Annotated in this window: 22 protein-coding genes; 11 read left to right on the top strand and 11 right to left on the bottom strand. The window is 65.7% G+C overall.

From position 1 onward, the window contains the following. Positions 1–120: 120 nt before the first annotated feature. The 3 genes from ABLE94_RS05835 to ABLE94_RS05845 form a co-directional block, all read right to left on the bottom strand. Complete coding sequence (locus ABLE94_RS05835) at positions 121–705, bottom strand: CRISPR-associated endonuclease Cas3'' (protein ID WP_348808276.1); 585 nt, start codon at positions 703–705, stop codon at positions 121–123. A gap of 702 nt (positions 706–1,407) precedes the next feature. Next, positions 1,408–3,033, bottom strand: a complete 1,626-nt coding sequence (gene groL, locus ABLE94_RS05840) for a chaperonin GroEL (protein ID WP_348805187.1) — start codon at positions 3,031–3,033, stop codon at positions 1,408–1,410. Between the two features lie 202 nt (positions 3,034–3,235). Then, positions 3,236–4,462: an alkaline phosphatase family protein gene (locus ABLE94_RS05845; RefSeq protein ID WP_348808277.1), complete on the bottom strand. Its 1,227-nt coding sequence runs from the start codon at positions 4,460–4,462 to the stop codon at positions 3,236–3,238. A gap of 139 nt (positions 4,463–4,601) precedes the next feature. Between ABLE94_RS05845 and ABLE94_RS05850 the strand changes: the two genes are divergently transcribed. Continuing rightward, a complete protein-coding gene (locus tag ABLE94_RS05850) occupies positions 4,602–5,156 on the top strand; it encodes an Hsp20/alpha crystallin family protein (protein ID WP_348808278.1) in 555 nt (184 codons plus the stop codon). Between the two features lie 413 nt (positions 5,157–5,569). Continuing rightward, complete coding sequence (locus ABLE94_RS05855) at positions 5,570–5,881, top strand: protein kinase family protein (RefSeq protein WP_348808279.1); 312 nt, start codon at positions 5,570–5,572, stop codon at positions 5,879–5,881. Between the two features lie 335 nt (positions 5,882–6,216). Here the strand turns inward: ABLE94_RS05855 and ABLE94_RS05860 are convergent, their stop codons facing one another. From ABLE94_RS05860 to ABLE94_RS05870, 3 genes are all read right to left on the bottom strand, one after another. Next, complete coding sequence (locus ABLE94_RS05860) at positions 6,217–6,816, bottom strand: hypothetical protein (protein WP_348808280.1); 600 nt, start codon at positions 6,814–6,816, stop codon at positions 6,217–6,219. Between the two features lie 13 nt (positions 6,817–6,829). Then, positions 6,830–8,071 carry a hypothetical protein gene (locus ABLE94_RS05865; RefSeq protein WP_348808281.1) on the bottom strand — a complete coding sequence of 414 codons (1,242 nt, stop codon included), beginning with the start codon at positions 8,069–8,071 and terminating at the stop codon, positions 6,830–6,832. Between the two features lie 628 nt (positions 8,072–8,699). Further along, the gene (locus ABLE94_RS05870; RefSeq protein WP_348808282.1) at positions 8,700–9,365 is read right to left on the bottom strand and encodes an MspA family porin; all 666 of its coding nucleotides are present in this window, start codon (positions 9,363–9,365) and stop codon (positions 8,700–8,702) included. A 624-nt stretch (positions 9,366–9,989) separates the two neighbouring features. On the opposite strand from ABLE94_RS05870, the gene ABLE94_RS05875 reads away from it, so the two are divergent. After that, on the top strand, positions 9,990–10,601 hold the full coding sequence (locus ABLE94_RS05875; RefSeq protein ID WP_348808283.1) for a hypothetical protein: 612 nt from the start codon (positions 9,990–9,992) through the stop codon (positions 10,599–10,601). 17 nt (positions 10,602–10,618) lie between these two features. Here ABLE94_RS05875 and ABLE94_RS05880 read toward each other — a convergent pair whose 3' ends face one another. Continuing rightward, complete coding sequence (locus ABLE94_RS05880; protein WP_348805191.1) at positions 10,619–12,313, bottom strand: class I adenylate-forming enzyme family protein; 1,695 nt, start codon at positions 12,311–12,313, stop codon at positions 10,619–10,621. A gap of 86 nt (positions 12,314–12,399) precedes the next feature. Here ABLE94_RS05880 and ABLE94_RS05885 point away from each other — a divergent pair, with 86 nt between their 5' ends. The 3 genes from ABLE94_RS05885 (at position 12,400) to ABLE94_RS05895 (ending at position 16,025) form a co-directional block, all read left to right on the top strand. After that, positions 12,400–13,245, top strand: a complete 846-nt coding sequence (locus ABLE94_RS05885; protein WP_348805192.1) for a TetR-type transcription factor C-terminal domain-containing protein — start codon at positions 12,400–12,402, stop codon at positions 13,243–13,245. A 150-nt stretch (positions 13,246–13,395) separates the two neighbouring features. Further along, positions 13,396–14,361: a cyclase family protein gene (locus ABLE94_RS05890; RefSeq protein WP_348805193.1), complete on the top strand. Its 966-nt coding sequence runs from the start codon at positions 13,396–13,398 to the stop codon at positions 14,359–14,361. Next, positions 14,358–16,025 (top strand): AMP-binding protein, encoded by a 1,668-nt coding sequence (locus ABLE94_RS05895; RefSeq protein WP_348805194.1) that lies wholly within the window; start codon positions 14,358–14,360, stop codon positions 16,023–16,025. Before ABLE94_RS05890 ends, ABLE94_RS05895 begins: the two co-directional genes overlap by 4 nt. A 266-nt stretch (positions 16,026–16,291) precedes the next feature. Here the strand turns inward: ABLE94_RS05895 and ABLE94_RS05900 are convergent, their stop codons facing one another. From ABLE94_RS05900 to lppU, 3 genes are all read right to left on the bottom strand, one after another. After that, the gene (locus ABLE94_RS05900; protein ID WP_425476151.1) at positions 16,292–17,233 is read right to left on the bottom strand and encodes an HNH endonuclease signature motif containing protein; all 942 of its coding nucleotides are present in this window, start codon (positions 17,231–17,233) and stop codon (positions 16,292–16,294) included. Next, positions 17,197–17,874, bottom strand: a complete 678-nt coding sequence (locus tag ABLE94_RS05905; RefSeq protein WP_348805196.1) for a DUF222 domain-containing protein — start codon at positions 17,872–17,874, stop codon at positions 17,197–17,199. Before ABLE94_RS05905 ends, ABLE94_RS05900 begins: the two co-directional genes overlap by 37 nt. A gap of 965 nt (positions 17,875–18,839) precedes the next feature. Then, a complete protein-coding gene (gene lppU / locus ABLE94_RS05910; protein ID WP_348808285.1) occupies positions 18,840–19,421 on the bottom strand; it encodes an LppU family putative lipoprotein in 582 nt (193 codons plus the stop codon). Between the two features lie 123 nt (positions 19,422–19,544). On the opposite strand from lppU, the gene ABLE94_RS05915 reads away from it, so the two are divergent. From ABLE94_RS05915 to ABLE94_RS05935, 5 genes are all read left to right on the top strand, one after another. Next, positions 19,545–20,765 carry a sensor histidine kinase gene (locus ABLE94_RS05915; protein WP_348805198.1) on the top strand — a complete coding sequence of 407 codons (1,221 nt, stop codon included), beginning with the start codon at positions 19,545–19,547 and terminating at the stop codon, positions 20,763–20,765. A 15-nt stretch (positions 20,766–20,780) separates the two neighbouring features. Continuing rightward, entirely contained in the window at positions 20,781–21,569 is a 789-nt protein-coding gene (locus ABLE94_RS05920) for a LytR/AlgR family response regulator transcription factor (protein ID WP_348808286.1), read from the top strand. Continuing rightward, positions 21,566–21,964, top strand: a complete 399-nt coding sequence (locus tag ABLE94_RS05925; protein WP_348808287.1) for a hypothetical protein — start codon at positions 21,566–21,568, stop codon at positions 21,962–21,964. The genes ABLE94_RS05920 and ABLE94_RS05925 overlap by 4 nt, the downstream gene beginning before the upstream one ends. Further along, a complete protein-coding gene (locus ABLE94_RS05930; RefSeq protein ID WP_348808288.1) occupies positions 21,961–23,700 on the top strand; it encodes a sodium/solute symporter in 1,740 nt (579 codons plus the stop codon). The genes ABLE94_RS05925 and ABLE94_RS05930 overlap by 4 nt, the downstream gene beginning before the upstream one ends. A 127-nt stretch (positions 23,701–23,827) precedes the next feature. Continuing rightward, positions 23,828–24,127: a GlsB/YeaQ/YmgE family stress response membrane protein gene (locus tag ABLE94_RS05935; RefSeq protein ID WP_348805203.1), complete on the top strand. Its 300-nt coding sequence runs from the start codon at positions 23,828–23,830 to the stop codon at positions 24,125–24,127. Between the two features lie 35 nt (positions 24,128–24,162). On the opposite strand, the gene ABLE94_RS05940 is transcribed toward ABLE94_RS05935, so the two are convergent. Continuing rightward, a complete protein-coding gene (locus ABLE94_RS05940) occupies positions 24,163–25,107 on the bottom strand; it encodes a dipeptidase (protein ID WP_348808289.1) in 945 nt (314 codons plus the stop codon). Positions 25,108–25,270 lie beyond the last annotated feature (163 nt).

The raw sequence follows: 25,270 nt of genomic DNA on the forward strand, positions 1-25,270 counted from the left end.
CTGCACTACACTGGACATGCGCAACGCCGGAACTCCTCAGGTTTAGTCTTCGCAAACCAAACCTTAAGCAGGACAACGGCGTTGCGCCCTCACGCCACGCCGAACCCACCCACAACTACGTCACAAGAGCCCAAGTTCTGCCGCGAGATGAGTGATCAACTCGGTACGGGCGGAAGCCCACTCTGGTCCGCCGAAGTATGTGCTGCTGACACTCCGGGGACCGGCTGCACCAGTGGACGGCGGCACTCCATGGTGCCCACCGGCCACAACGGCAACCCGCTCTGCCGCACCAGGCCGGAAACCATATTCCTTGCGCAGGAAGGTATGGATTGCGTGATAGCTGATCACCGAATGAGGAACTCCGGGACGCTTGCTGCAGCCCGCCGGAAAGTGAAATCCTGCGTCCCGCATAGGACCGACGAGATCGATTCCTCCTGGAGTGTTCGACAGCGACTCAACCTGGATCGCGAACGTCGGGCTGAGCTTTCCGACATCGTGAGTCGCAGCCAAGAATCTCCCGAGGGTGCACGCCTCGTCGTCGGTGAAACCTTCACTCAAGAATCGTTTTGTCGAGTCCGCGAGCCAGCAATGCCAGAGATATCCGGCAACCTCGGCCGAATCCTCAGAATGCCGGATCAGCGACATCCACTCCCCGGTCTGCCGCCGCGACTTCGCCCATGCAGACTGCACCTGACGACTGAGCACTACACATCCTTTGGTCTCTACCGGCGCAATCCGTCCATCAGCCAAGTCGACGGGTCTGACATTTCTCAGAAGTCGGGACACTGGCCCACCGCATCGCGGCTCATAAGGAGCGGCCAGGAAGCGGCGAGGAGCGGCGGCGTCAGGACGCAGCTGTCGACAGCCTGACACCCGAACACCAAATATGGAGCGTCCCTCCGATTCTCGATCGAGAACGAGCACTCCCGTGTCGCTTCACGCTTTGGACCAAGTGACGACTGGGCGTGAATCACGTTCGCAGGAAACAAGCTACCGCCGTCCTCCTCAGTCTGAACCCACAGTGATGACATTCAACTCTGAGCACAGGGGAGGCCGTCGCCGTGCGGCTCAATATTCCCCCGGACGATGGACAACCGACGCACGCTGAGCCGTTGAACGCGTCGGCAAACGACACGTCAACACACCGACGACGCGTAACACTGGTCCACGGCTAAGCCGTATTGGGCACGCCCAAGATTTCGTTGGGGGTCCCCCGCCAAGTCCCGATTCAGCCGCGGTATGGGTCCTTGGTTGAGCGCCCACTCGACGGGAAAGGACGCCCACTCGACGGAGACGCCGAAGGCCGGCCACCCACTCGGGGTGACCGGCCTTCGGTCGAGTAACGCTGTGAGCGTTGGGGTTTCGAGAACTCAGGGTTTCGAGAACCTCAACCAGCGAGCGGCGGGATCAGAATCCCATGCCGCCCATCTCGTCGCCACCCGGCATTGCCGGGGCCGGGTTCTTCTCCGGCTTGTCGGCGACGACGGCCTCGGTGGTGAGGAACAGGGCCGCGATCGAGGCTGCGTTCTGCAGCGCCGAGCGGGTGACCTTCACCGGGTCGTTGATGCCGGCGGCCAGCAGGTCCTCGTAGTTGCCGGTGCCGGCGTTGAGGCCGGTGCCCTTCGGCGAGTTGAGGATCTTGTCGGCGACGACGCCGGGCTCGAGGCCGGCGTTGAAGGCGATCTGCTTGGCCGGAGCCGACAGCGCAACCTTGACGATGTTGGCACCGGTGGCCTCGTCGCCTTCCAGCGAGAGTCCGTCGATGACCGGCTCGGACTGCAGCAGGGCCACGCCACCGCCGGCGACGATGCCCTCTTCGACGGCAGCCTTCGCGTTGCGGACGGCGTCCTCGATGCGGTGCTTGCGCTCCTTGAGCTCGACCTCGGTGGCCGCGCCGGCCTTGATGACCGCAACACCGCCGGCCAGCTTGGCCAGACGCTCCTGCAGCTTCTCACGGTCGTAGTCGGAGTCGCTGTTCTCGATCTCGCTGCGGATCTGCGCCACGCGACCGGCGATCGCGTCGGCATCACCGGCGCCGTCGACGATGGTGGTCTCGTCCTTGGTCACGACGACCTTGCGGGCGGTGCCGAGCAGCTCGACGCCGGCGCCCTCGAGGGACAGGCCGACCTCTTCGCTGATGACCTCGCCACCGGTGAGGATGGCGATGTCGGCCAGCATGGCCTTGCGACGGTCACCGAAGCCCGGGGCCTTGACGGCGACGGACTTGAAGGTGCCACGGATCTTGTTGACGACCAGGGTCGAGAGGGCTTCGCCCTCGACGTCCTCGGCGATGATCAGCAGCGGCTTGCCGGCCTGGATGACCTTCTCCAGCAGCGGCAGCAGGTCCTTGACGGTCGAGACCTTGCCCGACACGAGCAGGATGTAGGGATCTTCGAGGACGGCTTCCTGGCGGTCGGCGTCGGTCACGAAGTAGCCCGAGATGTAGCCCTTGTCGAAGCGCATGCCCTCGGTGAGCTCCAGCTGCAGCCCGAAGGTGTTGGACTCCTCGACGGTGATGACGCCTTCCTTGCCGACCTTGTCCATCGCCTCGGCGATGAGCTCGCCGATCGAGGGGTCGCCGGCCGAGATGCCCGCGGTGGCAGCGATCTGCTCCTTGGTCTCGACCTCCTTGGCGCTCTTCAGCAGCGACTCGGTGACGGCCTCGACGGCCTTCTCGATGCCGCGCTTGAGACCCAGCGGGTTCGCGCCGGCAGCGACGTTGCGCAGACCCTCACGCACGAGAGCCTGGGCAAGCACGGTGGCGGTGGTGGTGCCGTCGCCCGCGACGTCGTCGGTCTTCTTGGCAACTTCCTTGACGAGCTCCGCGCCGATCTTCTCGTACGGGTCCTCGAGCTCGATTTCCTTGGCGATGGAGACACCGTCGTTGGTGATGGTGGGGGCGCCCCACTTCTTCTCCAGAACGACGTTGCGGCCCTTGGGTCCCAACGTCACCTTGACTGCGTCGGCGAGGCTGTTGAGACCCCGCTCGAGGCCGCGACGGGCCTCTTCGTCGAACGCGATTTGCTTGGCCATGGGTAAGTGATCCTCCGATAGGGGGTGACACTAGGTTTCGTATGGCCGGAACTCGGTGCCCGCGACGGACGACCGGCGTGTCAGGTGCCGATCTCACCGTCCCGACCTGGCACTCGCAGTACGTGAGTGCCAACGTCCGTTTTAGCACTCGACCCTGGTGAGTGCAAGGTGTGACCGCCGTCCGGATACACCGGCCCCGTGTTCAGCCGGAGGCCACCAGCAGCGGCACCAGTTGCTCGTCGGCGGTCCAGGCGCCGTGATGGCCGATCATCGTCGCCTCCGACGGCTCGGCCTCGCCTCGGACCAGCACCGTCGTCCCCTGTCCGACGGCGACGATGTCACCGATGCGGGCCGCGATCCGGGGTGGCACGGCGTGGCCGAACCAGCCCTCGTCGAGCACCTGCTCGCGGGTCGCCGTACGCGCATCGTCGTCGCCGACCACCTGCGCCCACGCCGCGAGCACGTCGTCGCGCGCACCGTCCTCGGTGTACAGATGCCGCACCCGCGGCTCGCCGGCGATCATCGCGACCCCGGCGGTCAGCGCGTCCTCGATGTCGAGGTCGATGCGACGGCCCGCCGCCAGCATGCCGTGATCGCCGGTCACCGCCAGGGAGGCGTCGGCGGGGAGGCTCGAGGCGATGTCGGCGACGAGGCGATCCACCGTGCGCAGCGCCCCGAGCCACTCGGGTGATCCCGGGCCGTACCGATGCCCGGCGGCGTCGAGGTCGGACAGGTAGGCGTAGACGAACCGGGGCCGTTTGCTGCGGCGGACGAGGGTGTTGACGACCCCCTCCAGAACGGTGTCCGACGAGTTGGCCGGCCAGTAGCGTCCGGTCGCGCGGAACGCCACCTGGGTCAGGCCGGTGCCGCGGAACTCACCGGGCATCACGTAGGAGATCTCCACGCCCGCGTCGGCGAGGCCGGCCAGCGCTCCGGCCAACGGCGCCACCAGGTTCGGCGGATAGGTCACCAGCGCCGACGGGCCGTCGGAACGATCCATCGTCCAGCGCAGGGCGTTGAGCAGCCGCGGGGTACCGCGGGTGCGGGAATCGTCGTCGGGCCGAAAGGCGTAGCCGATGATGCCGTGCACCCCGCAGGGCGCGCCGGTGGTGAGGCTGGTGATCGAGGTGGCGGTGGTCGACGGGAACCCGGCGCGCAGTCCGGCCGCGCGCAGTCGGGCGAGGGTGGGCGCGTCGTCGGCGTGCCGCTGCAGCAGTCGGTCACCGAGGCCGTCGACCATCAGCAGCACCACCGTCGACGCGGCGAGGTCGGGCATCCCTTCCGTCGCGGTACCAGGGTCGAGCAGCGTCGTGCCGATCCACGGCAGCACGTCGGCGAGCGTTCGGGGATGGGCTCCCCAGTCGGCCGGCGGGAGTTCCTCCATCACGGCGTCTGCCGGTGTGGGCTGTACCGACGGGGCGCGATCCATAGCTCCGCATTGTGCCGCACAGACGGCGACGCGTCGGCCTTCCGGTCCACTCCGAGCCCGCGAATACCAACGGAATAAAAGTTGATCGTCATGCGCTCAACTTGACATAAGTACTCACCCGCAAGTGATAGGACTCGTCATGGCAACCACCCGCCTCGTTCCCGCCCGTCGTCGTGCCGCCGCGCCGCTGTTCACACCGTTCCGCCCCTTCGACGACCCGCGCGGCCTGCTCGACGTCGTCGACGCCGCCTTTGCCGGCCTCGACTCCCCCCGCTTCGCCGACGCCTGGACACCCGCGGTCACCGTCGAGGAAACCGACGGCGCCTACCGCGTCGAGGCCGAACTGCCCGGCATCAAGCGTGAGGATGTCACCGTCGAACTCGACGAGAAGATCCTGCACATCCACGGTGAGACCGCCGAGACCGAGCGGACCGGCAAGGTCCGCCACCAGACACGTCGCACCGGGAAGTTCGACTACCGGCTCCGCCTCCCCCAGGAGGTCAATGCCGACGCCGTGACGGCAACCCTCACCGACGGCGTACTGACACTCGAACTCGCCAAGGCGGTACCGGCCGGCGCCCGCCAGATCACCATCTCCGATGAGTCGTCCGCCGTGCAGGCGGAGACCGCATCGGCCGACGCTCCCGAGACCCCGCTGTCCGGGGCCACCGAGAGTGAGGCCACCGAGGGCTGAACCTCTCGGTTTCGTTCGGTCGGAGATTGCGCATGATGCCGTCCCACGCATGTCGTGGGGCGGCATCGTGGTGTTTACGGCCCGCTCGTGTGCCGCAGCTCCCGCGGTCCCCGGCCCGGATGCCGATATAACCGGGATGAATACGCCGGCTCGCGTCAATAATTGACGCGAGGGCGCTGGCTCATCCCGGTTATATCGGCTCGTCCCGGTTATATCGGCATCGGGCATCGCCATCGCCGCACACGGACGCCGACATGCTTGCGGATGCGTCCCGTTGGTCAGTGCGGAGGCCGCACAGTCGCGCGAATGACCCGTTCCCCGCGCTACATACGCGATCGTGACCTCATGGTGCTACTTTCGCCACGATATGTGTGTGCCGTCGGCACACCGTCGGGGTGCGGGAAGGGTGAATCATGCGCGGGTCGCCGGATGCGCAGATCGCCGGACACCGACTGGCCGAGATCGTCGGCCAGGGCGGGATGGGGACGGTCTACGCCGCACACCATCCGCGTCTGCCACGGATGGTCGCGTTGAAGGTGCCCAACGCGTCGGTGTCGGCCGACCCGGCCTTCCGGCGGCGCTTCCAACGCGAGGCCCACCTCTCGGCCGGTCTCGAACACCCGCACATCGTCGGATGTCTACGAGAAGGTGTGCGCCGACGCTGCCTGTCGACCTGCGTTGAGAGCGCCATGTGCCGAAAGCCACGTACTCGGCGGGCGCGTTGACGGAGATCACCTCAGTGGCAGCAGGGATGGATGTGGCGCACGCAGCGACAAGGCACAATTCACAGGCGATCACCCATGCAGTCGCCCAAGTCCCGCTCGCTTGTCCGGCGGCAACCAGGCACAGACCGAACGTGATGATGTGCGTGCCAACGAATTTGGAGACGATCTTGCCGGTGCAGTAAGGACATCGCGCACATCGGCAACGTCATCGGAATGAAGGCGAGTCCGATTTACGTGCACTGAGCCCGGGCTGACGCTGGTACCACCGAGCCAGGGTGAACAGCAGTCCGCAGAAGACCAGTGACGCCGACGCCGCGGCGAGGATATGTTGAAACTCAACCATGTTCTACGTCCCTTTGACCAGCAATCACGTACTCTCCGTCCTCGTGACCCACCAACGGCCTACGACGCGGCCGGTCAATGTCATAGATACGTCGTTCCGCGACGATCTCGCCGCCTTTGAATGTCAGCTGCCTCGTAAGAAGTCGGTCGATATGGTTGTACACCAGGGTGCGACGGAGTTCAGGTACAGACGTGCTCGCGAGATAGAACTCGGTCGTTTCGCTAGTTGCCGTTGGGTCAAAATCTACAAACTTCCAGCGGTCATCGCTGCCGCCCCATATGTCGAGATCGACAGGAAAACACAATCTGAATATCTTCGGCGCTCGGGACCATTTAACCAAAGGGTCAGCTGTCGAGAAATCCACGTTCTCTCCGTACCCGTAACCATGATTCGGATCATAGAAGAAATGGATTCCAAATTCATTCTCCACAATAAACGAGCGATCGATCGTATTGGTTCGAAATCGCCACACCAACGGGGCATCTCGTTTCGAATTCCAGGATAGACATCGCGCCTTGATTTCACCAGTTCGTTGAATCTCAATGACTCGGCCAAGTTCCTTGGCGAACTCGCCGATCAGATTACTAGACATCAGATAGTTCCCATCACGATGTAGGCGCGCCAGGAAAGTTGCATGGCGTCGGGTTGCGACGAGTGCCCGGAGAGCAGTAGAACGTAGGCATCCTAATGTTGATGTTACTCTCCCTCTCAGGGAAGTAGTGCCTACCACCGCTAATGTACGTACGATCATTCGTCAGATGGAGATAGATCTCCTCTTCATATGGAACACCGTATTGCGCCCGCGATTCCTGACTATTGCGCCAATAGGGTATATTTTCATATTCCTCAGGACCAAAGAACGGATCTTCACCAGGAACATCTTCGCGCAAGTTCCACCCCAGTCGCACATCAGGCTGATCCGTAGATATCAAATTCGTCCAACGAACTACCTGATTACTTCGATTCGTCAGCTCCTGATTCATTTGATAACGGAGCCATTCGGACCACACCACACGCGTCCTCAACAGTGTGGTATTCTCAATCTTTCCGTAACAGATATCGGCATTCGCTCTTGCGTGCCAGGGGTCTACGAGAAGAATCTCCTTCGACGGATTGCCATTCGGGTTACACGGGTCGGGATTCGTATCCACCTCAGACCGCGACGAGGCCGATTCCCTGTACCCGTTGGTTAACCGGGTCACGTCAGCAGCGGTCTTTCCTGTTGTCTCCTGAAAACTACCCGAGAAAATATTACCAACAAACGACCGATTACCATTTTCCTCGTAAACGCTGACCACACCGCCATTTTGACACAACATATAGGCATTCGAGAGGCTTACAGATTTCAGAATGTGTCCGGCAGCATCGCTGCAAAGGCTAGCTTTAGTTCCGTCACGTTGACCACTTCGAATTGGAGCCTGCCCGGACGTGATATTCGCTGCCGGGCTGCTTGTCGATGTGGGCGGGTTCAGGTTCGGTCCGCTCGCCGGGGAGGAACTGCTCGTCTCAGTCGAGGCTTCGGTGGTGGTCGGGGCTTCCTCGGTGGTACTTGGTGTCGTAATGGTCGGGGTGGTCTCGTTGTTCTGACCACACTTGTACGGCGGATTTGGGGTGGGCGCGTCATCGACGGTACTGCCGGGATGCGCCAGCACCCATGCCTGTTTCCACGCGGTGTTGTAGGCGGTAGTTTCGCGTTTGCACCGCTCGGCGGGAGTTTCCGCGCTGCTCGTTGGTGCGCTGATCAGCGTGATCGCGACCACGGTCACCGCAACGATGCAGCCCAACGCAAGAAGCGCCGCCTTCGCCGCCCGGCCCAAAGCCGCCGGGGTGTGGGTGTGCTGTCCCATAGCTGGGTCACTCTCCCTTCAGATTGGCGGCAAGAACGGTCGTGTCGGGAACTCCCGGCGAAGTGAGACAGCCAGGCAGGATCGGTGCCCGTGACGTCATACGTGGATCATCTGCGGGATGGGTCAACACCGAGCCTTGAAACCACACCCGCTGGTAGGCCAGGCAATCCGGGTTATCCACCTCGACATGGGCTGGCACAGGCTGGGGCACCGAGGACGCATCGGCGACCAAGGAGGCTTGAGACGCAACCGACCACAAGCCACCGCTCACCATGGATCGGGCCCAACCCGTGTCACCCACCGGCACAGGCCGGATGGTGTGGCAGCGCGGTGACGACCGCTCCGCCCCCTACTGTCGTGATGTAGCGCGTTCATGCGAAACAGATCTCCTGTCAGATCGAAGAATTTGAGCAAGAAGGCTCGCGTGTGACGGGGAGGCCACCGCCACACGCGCGGACTGTTGGCGACTGGCGCCGGCCGTCGTGACCTCCCCTGGTGGGGGCGCCAATGTGTTAGCGCGATCACCGCACTACCTCGAGCGCCAGCAAGAACCGACGTCAGGTTGCACACAGTGTCCCTGCGGTGCCGTTACCAGCCCGGCTCTGCGAGAGTTCGTGCCGAACGGTGGTCAGATAGCTTTCTGGACGCCGTACTCGGTGAATACGTAAACGCCTGTCTCGGTAATGACCGAAATCTTGGCGTACGGCCGAACCTGTACCGCCCCCAACGCATTCGACATCGACAATTGGATACCGGAGAGCACAATGTCGGCCGTCGGCCGCGTCAATGCGATCTCGGCCAACGTAACCGTAGTAACCTTGCCCGCACCCACCTCGAACTCCAGATCCGCCGACGGGATCACTGTCGCCTCCGCACCAGCCTCGGCACCGATCTCGCCAATCGACCCACCACCACCGCCAGAGGAGATGTTGACTGTGGGTGCGATCTTCGCGTTCACCCCAGCATTGAGCTTCAACTCCGGCGTATGCGCAGTCACTTTCACCCCGGTCGGGGCAAACGACACGGGATACCCGATCTGATAGCCAACCTCGAGAGTCGCCTGGACCGCCTCACCACCGGTGATGCCGCGCACCGCGGCATGCACATCAGCCGAGAGCAACGCTTCCCGCGAGAACGCATCCACCGAACCGATCGGGGTCGCCCTCACCGAATATGCATTGAGATAGATCGTGTGCCCATCCCGCGTCGGATGCGCTGTCGCCGAAGCAACCCCACCTCCAGCCAACAATGCGGCTATCACTGAGGCGAGCACGACAGCCAGCGCGGCGGGCACCCCGAACAACCCGTGCGCGTGTCGGCGTACACGACCGGACCGGTTCGCTAGCACCTGCGGTAGGTGTGCGTGAACAACTTGCTTCATTCTGATCCCCCAGACCCTGATGAATATGTAATCGCAAACCCACACACCCCCGGCGCCAGCAAACCGCTGCGTCAGAACCGTGAATCAGCTGCGTGCAGAAGTACGCCACATCAAATCACGTGATGCATATGATCAACTCTAGGTTTGTGCGTGACCTCACAGCTCGACATGCCTGGCAGGTTCTCCGGAACCGGAATCTTCCCCCAAAGTGGGCACATCGCGGCGGGAATCTCACGGACTCCCCTACCATCCAGCATCCGCTGCCATGCAGCCCATGGCGTGCGTAGAAATCTTGTCTTTCATCGACGACATCGACGGGACGCGCCTCGACACCGATGACGCCGACACCATCCGATAGTCATGACGCGGCGTCGACTTCCAACTCGAGGCCTGACTTGGCTCAATTTCGTGAACTCGCGGATGGCGGGGCTGTGACCTGGGTTGATGGGTGTCGGTGTGGACACTAGCGGTGGGGGTTTTGGGCTGCTGGGGTGGCGTTTGTGCGGAAGGTGAAGACCAAGTCGGGGGCGACGGTCGGTGCAGATCGTGCATTCCAATCGTCGTGATATCGGCGATCAGGCATGGGTGGGCGAGGACGCCTGGGTGGTCGGCGACGCGCGGGTCCGCGAGAACGCGAGCGTGCGTGACAACGCCTTCGTGGGCGACCGCACCGACATCTCCGGTACCGCACGCGTCGACGGCAACGCCTCGGTGTTCGGCGATGCGACGGTGTCGGGCACGGCTCGCATCTCCGGTGACGCCGAAATCAGCGGCACCGCATCGGTGTCCGGTTCGGCCTGGGTGTACGAGGAGGCCGCGATCGGGGACGCGTCGAGCATCGACGGAAACTCGCGGATCTGTGGTCGAGCCAAGATCGGCGGCCACGCCCGCGTCGACGAGTTCGCGATCGTGAGTGACCGGTGCCGCATCGGCGATCGGGCAACCGTTCGCGGCCACGCCCGGGTGGGCGACTCCGCGATCGTCTCCGGATCGGCCGTCGTCGATGGGCGGGCCCGTATCCACGGCCACGCCGAGGTCGCCGGGGCGGCCCAGATCGGGGACGACGCGGTGATATCCGGCAATGCGCGGGTCGCCGGGCAGGCCGTGGTCCGCGACGATCAGAAGGTGGATTCGGGCACCCGGGCGTGAGGCGAGCGCCGTTCGGGTCACCGCAGCTTGCGGCGCAGCAGTTTTCCCGTCGCCGATCGGGGGAGTTCGCCGACGATCTCGATCTCCCGCGGGTACTTGAAGGCGGCGAGACGGTCGCGGCAGTAGTCGATCAGCCCGGCCTCGGACACCGAATCCGGTTCGGCGAGAACGACGAACGCCTTGACCGACTCACCCCGGTACTCGTCGGGGATGCCGACCACGGCGACGTCGACGACCGCCGGATGGGTGCGCACGATACGTTCGACCTCGGTGGGCCACACCTTGTACCCGGACGCGTTGATGAGTTCACTCTTGCGGTCGATGATGTAGAACCAGCCGTCGGCGTCCATGAATCCCAGGTCGCCGGTGCGTAATTCGCCGCCGACGAAGGTGTCCGCACTCGCCCGTGGGTTCTGCCAGTAGCCGTCGACCACCTGCGGTCCGGCCACCACGAGCTCACCGATCTCACCGGCGGGCAGATCGGCACCGGACTCGTCGACGACCCGTACCGACGTGTCGAACACCGGCACCCCGACCGACAGCACACCGGTTTCCGGGTCGACCGGGGCATCCCTGCCGAGGGGCACCATGTGGGTGGGTGAGGTGGTCTCGGTGAGTCCGTAGACGTTGTGGATGTAGCCGCCGAGCCGGTCGGCGATGCGCTGGGCGGTCTCCGGATCGATCGGTGCGCCGCCCGACAGCCGCAGTCGAAGCGGCTCCAGTTCGGTTGCGGTGATCGATGATTCGTCGGCGAGTGCGATGTAGGCGGTGATCACCGCGACCATGAAACCGGGACGGTGACGCCGGATGGCGTCGGCCATCACCTCGGGGTGGAAGCGGTGGGTGAGCACCAGGGTTGCGCCGAGCAGGGTGGCGAGCATGACGCCACCGATCAGCCCCGTCACGTGGAAGACCGGCGACGCACCGAGGACCGGGTCGCGCGTCGCACCGGTCCAGTCCCGGTACACGTGGGCACTGAACACGAGGTTCGCATGGGTCAGGCGCGCTCCCTTGGGTGGTCCGGTGGTTCCCGACGTCGCCATCAGCACCGCGGTGTCGAGCGGGCCGACCGGTCGTGCCGGCACCGTCCCATCCGTCGGCCACCCGGCGATCAGCGCGTCGAGATCGATGGTGTCGGCGGGCGCGCGTCGTCCGAAGTCGGCATCGGAGAACAACCTCGCATCCGGACTACTCACACCACTGATCGGCGACGCGGTGAGCACCACCCGTATCCCGGAGTTCCCGTCGCCCAACAGGTTCCGGAGTCGATCCTCGTAGATGTCGTCGAGGGCCAGCAGTGCCGTCGGGGTGTACTCACCGAGCCGTGCGGCTAGTTCGTCGGCGGTCGACATCGGGCTGAGGGTCGCGGCCACTCCCCCGGCGCGCCACGCCGCGATCAACCCGATGACAAAGGCCGGGTCATTCTGCAGGATCAGGGCCATCCGGTCGCCCGGCGCGAATCCCCGGGCGATGAGCAACGCGGCGACGGCGCCGGCCGCATGGTCGAGTTCGGACCACGTCAGCACGCGGTCGAAGTAGGCGATCGCGATGTCGTCGGGGTGCGCGGCGACCGTCGCGTCGAACATGTCGAGCGCGGTGGCGACACCGATCCGCAGGTGCGCTCCCAGACCCGGTGCATAGTGGGCCAACCACGGACGTCGGTCGTAGACGTCGAGGCGGTAATCGGAGTCCGGTGCTGCGGGTGTGTTCATCGCGTCCGCGAGTGTACGAACGCGTGACCTCCTGTGTCCGGCGAACGCGCGGACAGGTAGCGCACCGATGCCCTACCGTGTTCAGCATGGCTGAACGAAGTGCGGTCGGATCGGCGGTTCGACGCACCCGTGAACACGCGGGGATCACCCTGCGTGCGCTGGCGAGCGCGCTCGGCGTCAGCGTCGGCACCATGAGTGCGATCGAGAACGACAAGGTCGCCGTCACGATCGACCGGCTGAACGCGATCGCCGCCGCACTCGACGTGCCGAGTTCCACGCTCCTCGATTTCGACGCCGGGGCACCGGTGGCCGACGCCGCACATCCCGCCTCCGGCGACTGGCGCCACTTCGCCGACCTCGATCTGGACCCGGTGCTCTCGGCCGCGGTGGAGGTGTTCACCGAGACCGGCTATCACGGCGCCACGATGCGGCTGGTGGCCAACGCCGCGGGCATCAGCGTCGCCGGGATCTATCACCATCACCGCAGTAAGCAGCAGATGCTCGTCGCTCTCTGCGATCTCACGATCGCCGACATCACCTGGCGCATGGCCGCCGCATCCGATGAAACCGATTCTCCAGTCGAGAGTTTCGCGAGAATGGTGGAGGCACTGGCACTGTGCCACACCCATCGGCGTGACCTGGCCTTCATCGTGGCCACCGAGATGCGCAGCCTCGAGGAGCCCGACCGGTCGCGGATCGCCGACAATCGCCGTCGCATCCAGCAACGCCTCGACCACGCGGCCGCCCGCGCCGTCGCGACCGGCGAGTTCACCACCGACACACCCCACAACACCGGCCGCGCCATCGCCACCATGTGCATGGCGCTGCCCTACTGGTTCTCGCCTCGCGGGCCGCAGTCCCCCGACGAGGTGGCCGCCGAGTACGCCCGGTTGGCGCTGACCATGATGGGCCATCGGGTTCAGCCCGACTGAACATCTGCGAGCTCCGATCGCCGCCGATGGGCCTGCGGCGGCGGGGGTTGACGCACGCCCGGTCCATCTGTGATCCTCATCTCACTGAACCCGGTCCGAACGATCGCTCGGACTGTTCAGACCTGACGAATCGATGGAGGCGACCACACCATGACATCCGCACCACAGGCTCCCGACCTCACCGAGCTCCTCGACGGCGCACCCAGCAATTGGGGGAAGTGGGGTCCCGACGACGAGGTGGGCAGTCTCAACTACCTGACCGCCGAGCAGGTGCTCGCCGGTGCCGCGCTGATCCGCAAGGGCGCCCTGTTCACGCTGCAACGACTGATCGGTGACCCCGACGGTGACCCGGTGTGGCCCGGACGCAGCCCGGCGACCCGGGAGATGATCCTCGATGAGTCGCACTGGGACGAGGGCGGTGACGGGCCGGCCTTCCCCGGCGGACTGCATTACGCCGACGACAAGATCAACGCCTTCCTGCAGGGCTCCACCCAGTACGACGCACTCGGGCACGTCTGGTACGGCGGCAAGATCTGGAACGGCTACGACGCCCGCACCACCGTCGGCGGACTCGACAAGGCCAGCGTCGAACCCATCGCCGAACGAGGCGTCGCCGGGCGCGCGGTGCTGCTGGACATGGCCCGCTTCCGCGGTGTCGACTGCCTCGGACCCCGCGAGACCTTCGACCACACCGACCTCGAGAAGTGCGCCGCCGCACAGGGTATCGAGATCAAGCCGCGCGACATCCTGTTGATCCGCACCAACCATCTGGAATTGTTCTTCCGCCAGGGCGACAAGTTCTACGACGACTTCTGCGAGCCCGGCCTGGTGTACTCCCCCGAACTCGTGGAGTGGTTCCAGAACAACGAGATCCCCAACCTCGTCACCGACACGATCGCCAACGAGATCACCACCGACCCGCACAACGGCGTCGCGCTGGTGCTGCACAACGCCCTGATGCGCAACCTCGGCGTCACCTTCACCGAGATCTGCGACATGGAGAAGCTCGCCGCCGACTGCGCCGCCGACGGCGTGTACGAATTCTTCTATGTCGCAGCGCCGCTGAAGATCCACAATGCGACCGGCTCCCCGGTCAACCCGGTGGTGCTCAAGTGAGCGGCCCCACCTACACCGACCGGCCCTGGCTGGCGCTGTACCCGCCGGGGTCGCCACCCGACATCGACGTCGAGTACCGCACCGGACTCGACATCTTCGACGCCGCGGTCGCCGATCATCCCGATGATCCGTTCCTGCTCTACTTCGACGGCTCACTGAGCTTCGGTGACGTCGACAAGGCGTCACGTGCCGTGGCGGTCACGTTGCGCGAGAAGGGATTCAACGCAGGCGACCGACTCGCCCTGTATGTGCAGAACAATCCGGCGTTCGTCATCGGTCTGATCGCCGCCTGGCGGGCCGGTGGTGCCGCCGTGGCGATCAACCCGATGAACAAGGCCCGGGAGTTGACCTATCTGCTCACCGACTCCGGCGCGGTCGCTCTGCTCACCCTCGACGACCTGTACGAGACCGTCGCCAAGGAGGTCATCGCGGCCGGCACCACGTCGGTGCACACGGTGATCACCTGCTCGCCGTTGGACTTCCAGGGTCGCAACGACGAGCGTCTCTTCGCCGGACTCACCCGGACGAAGCCGGAGGGAACGCTGGACCTGCTCACCATCATCGACGATGACATCGGCGCGGAGCTGCCGCCGGTGACGTTGAGCCCCGACGACGTCGCGGTGCTCGCCTACACCTCGGGTACCACCGGTAATCCCAAGGGCGCCATGAACACTCATGGGAACCTGGCGTTCAATGCGCAGACGTATCGGGATTGGACCGGCCTCAAGCCGGGCGAGGGTGTGCTGGGCGTGGCACCGCTGTTCCACATCACCGGGCTGGTCGGGCATGTCATGTTCGCGATGATCGCCGGATCGCCGCTGGTGCTTGCGCATCGTTTCGAACCGTCGGTCATGCTCGACGCCATCCGGGAGCATCGTCCGGTGTTCACGGTCGCCGCGATCACCGCGTTCAACGCGCTGGCGTCGGCACCGGGAGCCACCCGCGACGATTTCGAGAGTCTGCGCATCCTGTACTCCGGTGGCGCTCCGATCGCACCGGCGGTCGCCGACCGCCTCGAGGAGGTCTTCGGCGCCTACATTCACAACATCTACGGGCTCACCGAGACCAATTCCCCGTCTCATGGTGTGCCACTAGGTGTCCGGGCTCCGGTCGATCCGGCGTCGGGAGCGTTGTCGGTGGGCGTGCCGGTGTTCAACACCGTGGTGCGTGTCGTCGACGAGGCCGGCAACGACGTCGCGCCCGGCGAGGTCGGCGAGTTCGTCACGTCCGGTCCACAGGTGGTGGCGGGGTACTGGAACAAGCCGGAGGCGACGGCGAGTTCGATCCCCGGCGGTGCCCTGCACACCGGTGACGTCGGTTTCATGGACGCCGACGGCTGGTTCTATCTCGTCGACCGCAAGAAGGACATGATCAACGCGTCCGGGTACAAGGTGTGGCCACGGGAGGTCGAGGACGTCCTCTACACCCATCCGGCCGTCCGGGAGGCCGCGGTCGTCGGGGTACCCGACGACTACCGCGGCGAAACCGTGAAAGCCTATGTCTCCCTTCGCGAAGGTGAGTCCGTCGAACCCGACGACCTGATCGCCTTCTGCAAGGAACAGATGGCAGCCTACAAGTATCCGCGCGCGGTGGAGATCGTCGGCGAACTACCGAAGACCGTCACCGGCAAGATCCTGCGAAGGGAGTTGCGGGACAACGGCTGAGGACCGACATGCGGCTCGGCCGGCGGGCGACTTCCGCCGGTCGAGCCGCCCCGTTTCGTCGGTCGAGCCGACCATCCCCTCCGGTCGAGACCACGCAACCCGGTGCTGGAAACCGACTGCAGCGCACCAAAACTCCCGCCGGTCGAGCCGTCACCGTCTCGCCGGTCGAGCCGCCTCGTGCGAGCTTGCGAGCCCGTGGCGTGTCGAGACCACGCAACCCGATGCTGGAAAACAATTGCAGCGCAGCACCACCCGACGGTAGTGACCTACCGCGGATAGGTGGTAATGGTCTCCCCGGTGACCGGGTCGCGCCAGATGACAGCCCGATCCGACAGCATGGTGGGGATCAACAACCCCATGTGTTTTCTCTGATGGTCCGGGGTGCACAACGGCATCAGGTTGAATTCCACGGTCCAGCCACCGGTGATCGGATCCTGGTGCACGAATTTCACCAGGTGATCGATCTGGCATTCACTGGCCGGGCGGCCGCAATGCGGGTACCGGCAGGTGCCATCCAACTCGATGATCTTCTCCCGCAACCATGCCGGTATCCGATACGTCAACGCACCCGGCGGTGGGAGCAGATGTCCGCCGTGTCCGGTGGGGTCGATCGGTGCCGCGGGGAACGGATCGTCGAGGCGACGCCACGCCGCGGGTATCCGATCGAGTGAGGTGGCGGTGTTGATGCTGGGGATGTCCAGGGTGGGAAACTCGCTGACGGTCACCAGTTGCCCCGAGCTGATCAGCGATCGGGCGTGGGAGTTGTCAATCACGCCGAAGTACTCCAGCCGGGCTTCCCGCTGCCCGGACGGGTCGGTGATCAACGACAGCGACAACTGCGAATCGGTCTCGGTGTCGGTGTCGGTGTCGGGTTGCGCCTCGACGGTATCCGTTGCCGCACCGTCGGCGTCGTCGGTGATCTCATCAGGCTCACCATGATCGGCGTCCGCATCGACCTCGACATCGCCAGATAGATCAGTCGCGTCGTCGGGGTCGATGTCGAGGTCGGTCAGGCCACTGGGCTCGTCCGGCAAGGGGATCGCCCGCGAGCAGTCGCCCCGACCGCACTCACACGACAGCTGCGCGCCGGGCAGTCCTTGGATTTCGGCGAACGCCGCGACCTGCACCTGACCCTGACGACGCGGATCACGCGGGCAGATCCGCTCACTGATCATCTTCGCGATCCGCGCCGCCAGGTGGGCACCCATCTCGCCTGGTGCGTAGACCGAGATGCTGCAGTGCCCGTTGGTGTCCCGGCGCACCCGCACGTTCTGATCCCGTGCGGCGGCTCCTCGCGACGGTCGGCGGCACCGTCGGGATCCAGGGCGATCACCATCTCGATGACCTGATCCCGCAGGGTCGTATCGGCCTGATTGCGTTCGGCGAGTTGCAGTGCACGGGTTTCGGCGAAGGCACGGACGTCATCGTCGGACAGGACGACGATCTCGTCGGCGATGATGCGGATGCGTTCCAGGGAGTGGTCACCGTCGAGGAATGCGGCGGTCACGGTCGGGAGCGTTGACAGCAGAAAGCTCAACGTCATCCACGCCGTTGCTTGCGGCACCGATACTCCCAGGGTGGTGGATACCTTGCCGGTCGCGGACTTGTCGACGGCGCCGGTGGTGTGCACGTTGGTTTGATGGCCCGAGAGCAGCATCTCGTCGTATACGGTGTGCCCGATCCGCGCCGCGGACAGCACTTTCCGCGCGATCACTTGCCGTTCCTGGCGTTGCAGGGATCGGGCCAGGGCGGTGGCCGCCTCGACAGGGAGGTGATCGATCATGGCGGCGTCGTCGGCGGTCATCGACAGTTCCGGCGCCTTGCTGCCGGTAATTGTGTTGGTGGCCATGATGTTCACCCCCTTTGCTCGTTCGATTCAACTGAACTGAGTCAAGTGTAGCGACGGCCACCGACAAGTCTTTCCGCCGCGGAATCGGTTGGGGGTGAGCGCTGTCAGTGTCGGCAGAGCCGTGTTCGGTTGGCGGTGACTCGGTTTCGTCGTCGGGTTGCGGAGGTCTCGACTCGGTCCTCCGCTATCGCTCCGGACCGGCTCGACCAACGGGAGGGGCGGGTCGGCTAACGGAAGGTCGGCTCGGCCAGCGGGGGTTACTGAACCGCCTGTTTGCGTGAGGCTTTCACCTTACGAAGGTGGCCTCGATACGCGACGAGCTCGCTTCGCTCACGCGGCGCACTCGACCAGCGGGGGAGGTATTGCGCTGTCGAACTGCGGAAGTGGTCTCGACCTCGACGAGCTCGGCCCGGCGGATACGCGACGAGCTCGCTTCGCTCGCGCGGCGCACTCGGCCAGCGGGGGTTGCAGAAGTGGCCTCGATACACCGCCTCGCAAGCTCGTCGGCACTCGGCCAGCGGGGGTTGCCCACCGCTGGCCGAGTGGGGCGGAGCTTGCGGAGCCCCGTATCCGCCGGGCCGAGCCTGTCGAGGTCGTGGCCACCCTGGTGAGTGGGAGCTGTTGCTTGGGTGGAGCTTTCAACTTACGCAAGTGGGTCTCGATACGCGACGAGCTCGCTACGCTCGCGCGGCGCACTCGGCCAGCGGGGACCAGGCGCGCTCGACCAGCGGGGGTTGAACCGGTTGCTTACGTGATACTTTCACCTTGCGAGGGTGGTCTCGATACGCGACGAGCTCGCTTCGCTCGCGCGGCGCACTCGACCAGCGGGGGAGGTATTGCGCTGTCGAATTGCGGAAGTGGTCTCGACCTCGACAAGCTCGGCCCGACGGATACACCGACTCGCAAGCTCGTCGGCACTCGACCAGCGGGAGGTCACCTACCGCTGGTCGAGTCGTCGGAGCCCGTCAGCCCTGCAACTTCTCCACGCAGACAACCTTCTGTCGCTCGTCGTAGGTGTAGTAGTTTGTCGTCGCATCCGGGCACCGGCTGTCGTCGGTGGTACCGGGGATGATCTCGAGGACGCGCAGCGCGTCCGAGTCGGAGGACGTGCATTCGACGTGCGTGGGGTCGCCATAACTCGGCACGGTCATGCACTCGCCGACGGCCCAGTCGGTGTCGAGGCACAGGGCACCGGTCTGCGTCGAGCCGCGGGTGACGTAGTAGGTCTGGTCGACGTCGGACGGGCAGGCCTCCTTGTTCGGAGCCTTGGCCACCACGACGTAGTTCGCCGGATCCTGCCCGCAGGTCGCGTGATCGATCTCGGCGTCGAAGGTCGTGCCGGACAGGTAGACGCAGTCGCCGATGTTCGCGTCGAAGGCGACGTCACCGCCACCGTCCTGACTCTCCGTCACCGACGACACGGTCGACGAGCTGCCGAACGGCAGTGCTCCACACCCGGTCAGGGTCGCCGCAGCCAGCAACCCTGCCCCGATTCCACCGATGACTCGCGCCGAAATCCTGCGCACGTCCCACACCTCCGCATCCATGGGCCACTTCCCACAGCCCCCGACATGTCCTCGGTACGCTACGACACATCCCCCATTCGCCTCATACCGGACCATTCGAACGCGCGACAATGACACACGTGAGGTCGACATCCGGGAGTTGTCATGTCTAGCGGTCTGGCGATCGCGCTCGCGATCGTCGCGGTGGCCGTCGTTGCCGGGCTGATCGTGCTGGTCCGCACCCGCCGCGTCGTCGCCACCCCCACCGAACGTGCCGTGCACACGGCATTGCACACCGCGTCGCTGGCGGCTCGGTCGCTGCGTGGCGGCCTCACCGCCGACGCCGCGCGGGACGCCCTCCCGCCGCTGCGTTCCCTGACCGCCGCCGACGGCATCGCGCTCTACGACGCCGAACCGTCGCTGCTCGCCCACGACGCCACCGACATCGTCACGTGGGATGAGCTGCTGATCGCGGCGGCGGACACGGCGGCCACGTCCGCTCTGACCGACCAGCGACGTGTCCTGGTGAACGACCCGTCCGGCCCCGAGTCGCCGGTGCGAACGCTCATCGCCCAACCGCTGATCGCCGACGACGTGGGTGCCGGTGCGCTGGTCGTCGTCACCGTCGACCACCCCACCCCCGGCAAGCTCGGCGCCATCGCCGAGGTCGCCCGCTACGTCGCCGATCAGGTGGAACTGGCCGAACTCGACGCGTCACGCACCCGCCTGGACCGCGCCGAGGTCCTGGCCTTGCGCGCGCAGATCAGTCCGCACTTCATCTACAACGCGCTCAACACGATCGCGTCGTTCGTGCGGACCGACCCGGACCGCGCCCGCGAACTCATCATCGAGTTCGCCGACTTCACCCGCTACTCGTTCCGTGCCGCCGGTGAGTACACCCTGCTGTCGGACGAACTGCGCAACATCGACCGCTACCTGACGTTGGAGCGGGCCCGCTTCGGCACCGCCCTCGACGTGCGGTTACAGGTGGCACCGGAGGTCCTCGGCGTCGTCGTACCGTTCCTGGCCCTGCAGCCACTCGTGGAGAACGCGGTCCGGCACGGACTGGCCGGCAAAGGCGGCGGCACCATCACGATCATCGCCCGCGACGAGGGCGCCGACTGTGTGATCACCGTCGAGGACGACGGCGTCGGCATGGACCCGGAGCTGTTGCGGTCGGGTGAGATCGACGCGCTCGATCCGCCCGGACCGTCCGCTCGGGAACGCGGCGAATCCGCGGGCGCCCACGTGGGGCTCACCAATGTCGATCATCGGCTGCGGGCGGCGTTCGGCAACGACTACGGTCTAGTGGTCGATACCGGCATCGGCGCCGGAACCAAGGTCGGTATGCGCGTCCCGAAGTTCCGTGCCGGCGTGCAGGTGTGATGAAGCAGCAATGAGATGGGATTCGCCGTGCCCCTGAGCGTTCTGGCCGTCGACGACGAGCGGCCCGCCCTCGACGAACTGGTGTTCCTGCTCTCCCGGGAACCGGGCATCGGCGAGGTGCGTTCGGCCTCCGATGCCACCCAGGCGTTGCGCACCCTCAACGACCACACCATCGACGCCGTCTTCCTCGACATCAACATGCCCGGACTGTCCGGCATCGAACTGGCCACCGTCCTGGGCAAACTCAGCGATCCGCCGGCGATCGTGTTCGTCACCGCCCACGACGATCGCGCCGTCGACGCCTTCGACGTCGGCGCCCTCGACTACCTGCTGAAACCCTTGCGGGATGAGCGATTACGGCAGGCCATCGAACGGGTGGAGGCCGCCGTCGCCGGACACCGCGACGCGGAACCGGAGTCCGGTCGCGACGACGACGTCATCCCCGTCGAACTCGGTGGGGTGACCTCCCTGGTGCGTCGCGACTCGATCTCCTGGGTGGAGGCGGTCGGCGACTACGCACGACTGCATTCGGCCACCGGCGCACACCTGGTCCGCATCCCGCTGAGCACGCTGGAATCGCGCTGGCAGGACAAGGGTTTCGCACGCATCCACCGCTCGTATCTGGTGGCGTTGCCGATGGTGACCGGCCTGCGGTCGGCCGGCTCGACGACCGTGGTGTGTGTGCGCGCCAACGGTTCCGCCGACGCCGTCGAACTCCCGGTGAGCCGCAGGCAGGTTCGTGAACTCAAGGACCGACTGATCCGGGACCCCATGCGCGCCTACCGATCCGGGGACGAGCAGTGAACAGCCCACCGCAACGCGAACGGGTGGTGCTCGCCCAACGCCGCGGCGCCCGGATCGTCCGCACCCGCGTCGAGGTGCATGAGCAGACCGAGGTCGGCGACGCCCTCGTCCGCGGGCTGATGCGCGCACAACTGGGACTGGCCCTGCGACTCGGCGTCAGCATCGTCGCATTGATCGCACTGATTCCGTTGCTGGGCATCATTTTTCCCAGCCTCGCCGATTTCGACGTGTTCGGCATCAGACTGTCCTGGCTGGTGCTCGGTGTCGCACTGTATCCGGTCTTCTACGGATTCGGACGCCTCTACGTGCGGCTGGCCGAGCAGGCCGAAAGCGACTTCATGGGGGTCGTCGACGACGACGCGCGCACCTCCGAGGCCACCGATGGCCGACGATGAGTGAGTCGGTGCTGACCGCGACCGCCCTGGTGGTCGCGGCGCTGGCCACCATCGTCATCGGCGCCTACGGCGGCCGCTTCGCCCGCACCACCTCCGATTTCCTGGTGGCCTCCCGCAGTGTCGGATCACGCTGGAACGCGGCCGCGATCTCCGGCGAATACCTCTCGGCGGCATCCTTTCTCGGTGTCGCGGGACTCGTCGCCAAGTACGGCGCCGACGCCCTGTGGTATCCGGTGGGCTTCACCGCCGGCTACCTCGGCGTGCTGTTGTTCGTCGCCGCGCCGCTGCGCCGGTCCGGCGCCTACACCGTGCCGGACTTCGCCGAGTTCCGGCTCGCGTCCCGCCCGGCCCGCCAGACCGCGATGATCGTCGTGGTGGTGATCTGCGTGTTGTACCTGATCCCCCAATTCCAGGGCGCGGGACTGACATTGAACATCCTGCTCGGCGTGCCGGTGTGGGTGGGTGCGGTGGCCGTCGGGGTGATCGTCATCGTCAACGTGGTCGGCGGCGGGATGCGGTCGATCACCTTCGTGCAGGCCTTCCAGTACTGGCTGAAACTCACCGCGATCGGCGTTCCCGCACTCGCCCTGGTGATCGTGTTCCTCGGTGATCGCCACGCCGTCGGCGAACCCGCACCACCGCGGGTCGACGTCGCGACCACCGTGGACGTCACCACCGACACCGTCGTCGCGGTGCCCGCGGTCGCGGGCGTGCGGGTCACCGGCGTCGTCGACGGCCACGAGATGCGCGACGGCCGATTCCCCGCCCCCGGTGAGTACACCCTGCGGTCGGGTACCACCATTCACCTCGACGCCGGTGCCGCCACCCCGGTGATCGCCGGGGCGCCGACGACGGGGGCGGCGTGGCTGTCCACCGGCGGTGGTCTGGGCGGTGAACATCCACTGTTCCAGGTGTATTCGATCATCATCGCGACCTTCCTGGGCACCATGGGATTGCCGCACGTGCTGGTGCGCTTCTACACCAATCCCGACGGCCGCTCGGCCCGTCGCACCGCACTCACCGTGATCGCGCTGCTCGGATTGTTCTACCTGTTTCCCCTCCTGCTGGGTGTGTTCGCACGCCTCTACGTGCCGCAGCTGCTGATCACCGGGACCGCCGACGCGGCGGTGCTGCTGTTGCCGTCGGCGGCGGTCGGTGGGCTCGCCGGGCAACTCCTCGCCGCCCTCGTGGCCGCGGGTGCGATCGCGGCCTTCCTGGCGACCTCGTCGGGTCTGCTCGTCAGCGTCGCCGGCGCGGTGTCGACCGACGTGCTGTCCGGGCGCATCCGCGACTTCCGGATCGCGGCGGTGATCGGCGGGACGCTGCCGATCGTGTTCTCCCTGGCGACCGCGTCATTGGAGCTGTCGCGGACCGTGGGCCTGGTGTTCGCGGTGGCCGCCTCCACCCTCTGTCCGCTGCTCATCCTGGGTATCTGGTGGCGTGGACTGACCCCGATGGGCGCGATCTGCGGCATGGTGATCGGCGGCGTGTCCTCGGGCACCGCAACATCTTTGGCGATCGCCGGGGTCATCGACGACGAGGCCCTCGGCGGGTGGCCCGCGGTGATCATCGGCTATCCGGCCGCGGTCACCGTGCCGCTGGCCTTCGCCACGATGGTGCTGGTCAGCCTCGGCACACGACGCCGCGTACCCGGCGACCTGTCGCGCATCTTCGCCCGCATGCACGTGCCCGAAAGGCTCGGCATGGGCGTCGAACGCGTACCCGGCGAACGCTGAACCCGGGGCACGGCAACCCTTTCCGTCGTGAACCAGGAATGCGTCATCGCGGATACACCTCGAGTGATCGGTGTCGACGGGCTACGGTCGAGAGGTTCGATCGACCGCCCAACGACGGGAGTTCACCATGATCACCTTGGCCGCCACCGAGATCCTCGCCCGATCGACCACCCTGACCAACGTGGGGTGGATCAGCTACATCTTCATCGGCGCCATCGCCGGCTGGATCGCCGGCAAGATCGTCAAGGGCGGCGGTTCCGGGCTCCTGATGAACATCGTCATCGGCATCGTCGGCGCGCTGATCGGCGGCTTCCTACTGAGCTTCTTCCTCGACACCGCGGGCGGCGGATGGTGGTTCACCCTGTTCACCGCCATTCTCGGATCGGTGATCCTGCTGTGGATCGTGGGTCTGGTCCAGAAGCGGTAAGCGGGAGTCACCAGCTGACCCTCACCAACTCACCCTCACCAGCTGACCGCGGCCACACGCGCGAAGTTGCCGCCGAGCACCGCGATGACGTCGGCGTCGGCCCAGCCGCGCGCACGCAGATGGTCCCCGAGCGTCACGAAGATCTCCGGCGCCATCCACTCGATGGGACCCCAGCGCGTGTACGACTCGTCGAAGGCCTCCGGATGGCTGCGGATCTCGTCGAGGAAGTCCGCGGCGTCGAAGGAGTGATCCGTGCTGACGCCGACGTGATCGATGCCGACGAGTTCGACGGCGTACTCGAGGTGGCGGATCATCGCCTCGATCGACGGAGTATTGGGGCCCAGGAAGATTCCGACGCCGGTGACCCCGACGACCCCGCCGGTGGCCGCACACGCGCGCGCCTGATCGTCGGTGATGTTGCGCGGATGCTCCCAGACGGCGCGCATGCAGGAGTGGCTGTAGATCACCGGCTTGGTGGACACCTCGCACATGTCCAGGCCGGTGCGGGCGCTGCAGTGTGAACCGTCGGGCACCATGCCCGCGGCGTTCATCTCGGCGACCAGCTCCCGCCCCCAGCCGGTGAGTCCGGTGTCGTCGGTGTCGAGACATCCGCAGCCGGCCCGGTTGGCGTGGTTGTAGCTGGGCAACATGGTGCGTACGCCGAGTGCGGTGAAGGCGGCCACGTTGTCGAGGTTGCCGTCGAGCGGGTGGGAGTCCTCGAGATCGAAGGCGATCGCGATCCGGGTGGGATCGCCGGTGGTGATGTCGTCGACCCCGGCGGCCAGGCGAAGTTGCGGGTGCGCCTCGATCCCGGCGCGGAAACGGCGCAGCAGACGCGTGGAATCGGCACAGGTCTGCGGTGAGTACCCGACGTTGACCGACACATACGTCGGGCCGGGCCGCGCGAACCGCGTCAGGGGGTCGACGTCGGCGTCGGGCTGCAGCGGCAGGCAGGCATGCTGGTCCCAGAGCAGGGTCATGGCGTCAGTAGTACACGCAATCCCCCGACCGTTCATCGGCACGCACCGACCGCCCACCGCACAGATGACCGGCTTCGTCGTGTGACCCATACCACCCCATTGTGTGTGATGTCTGCCTCACCCACTCTGTGATGCATCGACCATCACAGTTGGGAGGGACATC

Origin of the sequence: Gordonia sp. VNK1, assembly GCF_040049135.1 — a bacterium.
Taxonomy (GTDB): Bacteria; Actinomycetota; Actinomycetes; order Mycobacteriales; family Mycobacteriaceae; genus Gordonia; species Gordonia oleivorans.

What these genes read in the sequence shown, in the direction of transcription:
- groL (WP_348805187.1), bottom strand. Translation starts at nt 3,033, where the DNA reads ATGGCCAAGCAAATCGCGTTCGACGAAGAGGCCCGTCGCGGCCTCGAG.
- ABLE94_RS05845 (WP_348808277.1), bottom strand. Translation starts at nt 4,462, where the DNA reads ATGGATCGCGCCCCGTCGGTACAGCCCACACCGGCAGACGCCGTGATG.
- ABLE94_RS05850 (WP_348808278.1), top strand. Translation starts at nt 4,602, where the DNA reads ATGGCAACCACCCGCCTCGTTCCCGCCCGTCGTCGTGCCGCCGCGCCG.
- ABLE94_RS05855 (WP_348808279.1), top strand. Translation starts at nt 5,570, where the DNA reads ATGCGCGGGTCGCCGGATGCGCAGATCGCCGGACACCGACTGGCCGAG.
- ABLE94_RS05860 (WP_348808280.1), bottom strand. Translation starts at nt 6,816, where the DNA reads ATGTCTAGTAATCTGATCGGCGAGTTCGCCAAGGAACTTGGCCGAGTC.
- ABLE94_RS05865 (WP_348808281.1), bottom strand. Translation starts at nt 8,071, where the DNA reads ATGGGACAGCACACCCACACCCCGGCGGCTTTGGGCCGGGCGGCGAAG.
- ABLE94_RS05880 (WP_348805191.1), bottom strand. Translation starts at nt 12,313, where the DNA reads ATGAACACACCCGCAGCACCGGACTCCGATTACCGCCTCGACGTCTAC.
- ABLE94_RS05885 (WP_348805192.1), top strand. Translation starts at nt 12,400, where the DNA reads ATGGCTGAACGAAGTGCGGTCGGATCGGCGGTTCGACGCACCCGTGAA.
- ABLE94_RS05890 (WP_348805193.1), top strand. Translation starts at nt 13,396, where the DNA reads ATGACATCCGCACCACAGGCTCCCGACCTCACCGAGCTCCTCGACGGC.
- ABLE94_RS05900 (WP_425476151.1), bottom strand. Translation starts at nt 17,233, where the DNA reads ATGGGTGCCCACCTGGCGGCGCGGATCGCGAAGATGATCAGTGAGCGG.
- ABLE94_RS05905 (WP_348805196.1), bottom strand. Translation starts at nt 17,874, where the DNA reads ATGGCCACCAACACAATTACCGGCAGCAAGGCGCCGGAACTGTCGATG.
- lppU (WP_348808285.1), bottom strand. Translation starts at nt 19,421, where the DNA reads ATGGATGCGGAGGTGTGGGACGTGCGCAGGATTTCGGCGCGAGTCATC.
- ABLE94_RS05915 (WP_348805198.1), top strand. Translation starts at nt 19,545, where the DNA reads ATGTCTAGCGGTCTGGCGATCGCGCTCGCGATCGTCGCGGTGGCCGTC.
- ABLE94_RS05920 (WP_348808286.1), top strand. Translation starts at nt 20,781, where the DNA reads ATGGGATTCGCCGTGCCCCTGAGCGTTCTGGCCGTCGACGACGAGCGG.
- ABLE94_RS05930 (WP_348808288.1), top strand. Translation starts at nt 21,961, where the DNA reads ATGAGTGAGTCGGTGCTGACCGCGACCGCCCTGGTGGTCGCGGCGCTG.
- ABLE94_RS05935 (WP_348805203.1), top strand. Translation starts at nt 23,828, where the DNA reads ATGATCACCTTGGCCGCCACCGAGATCCTCGCCCGATCGACCACCCTG.
- ABLE94_RS05940 (WP_348808289.1), bottom strand. Translation starts at nt 25,107, where the DNA reads ATGACCCTGCTCTGGGACCAGCATGCCTGCCTGCCGCTGCAGCCCGAC.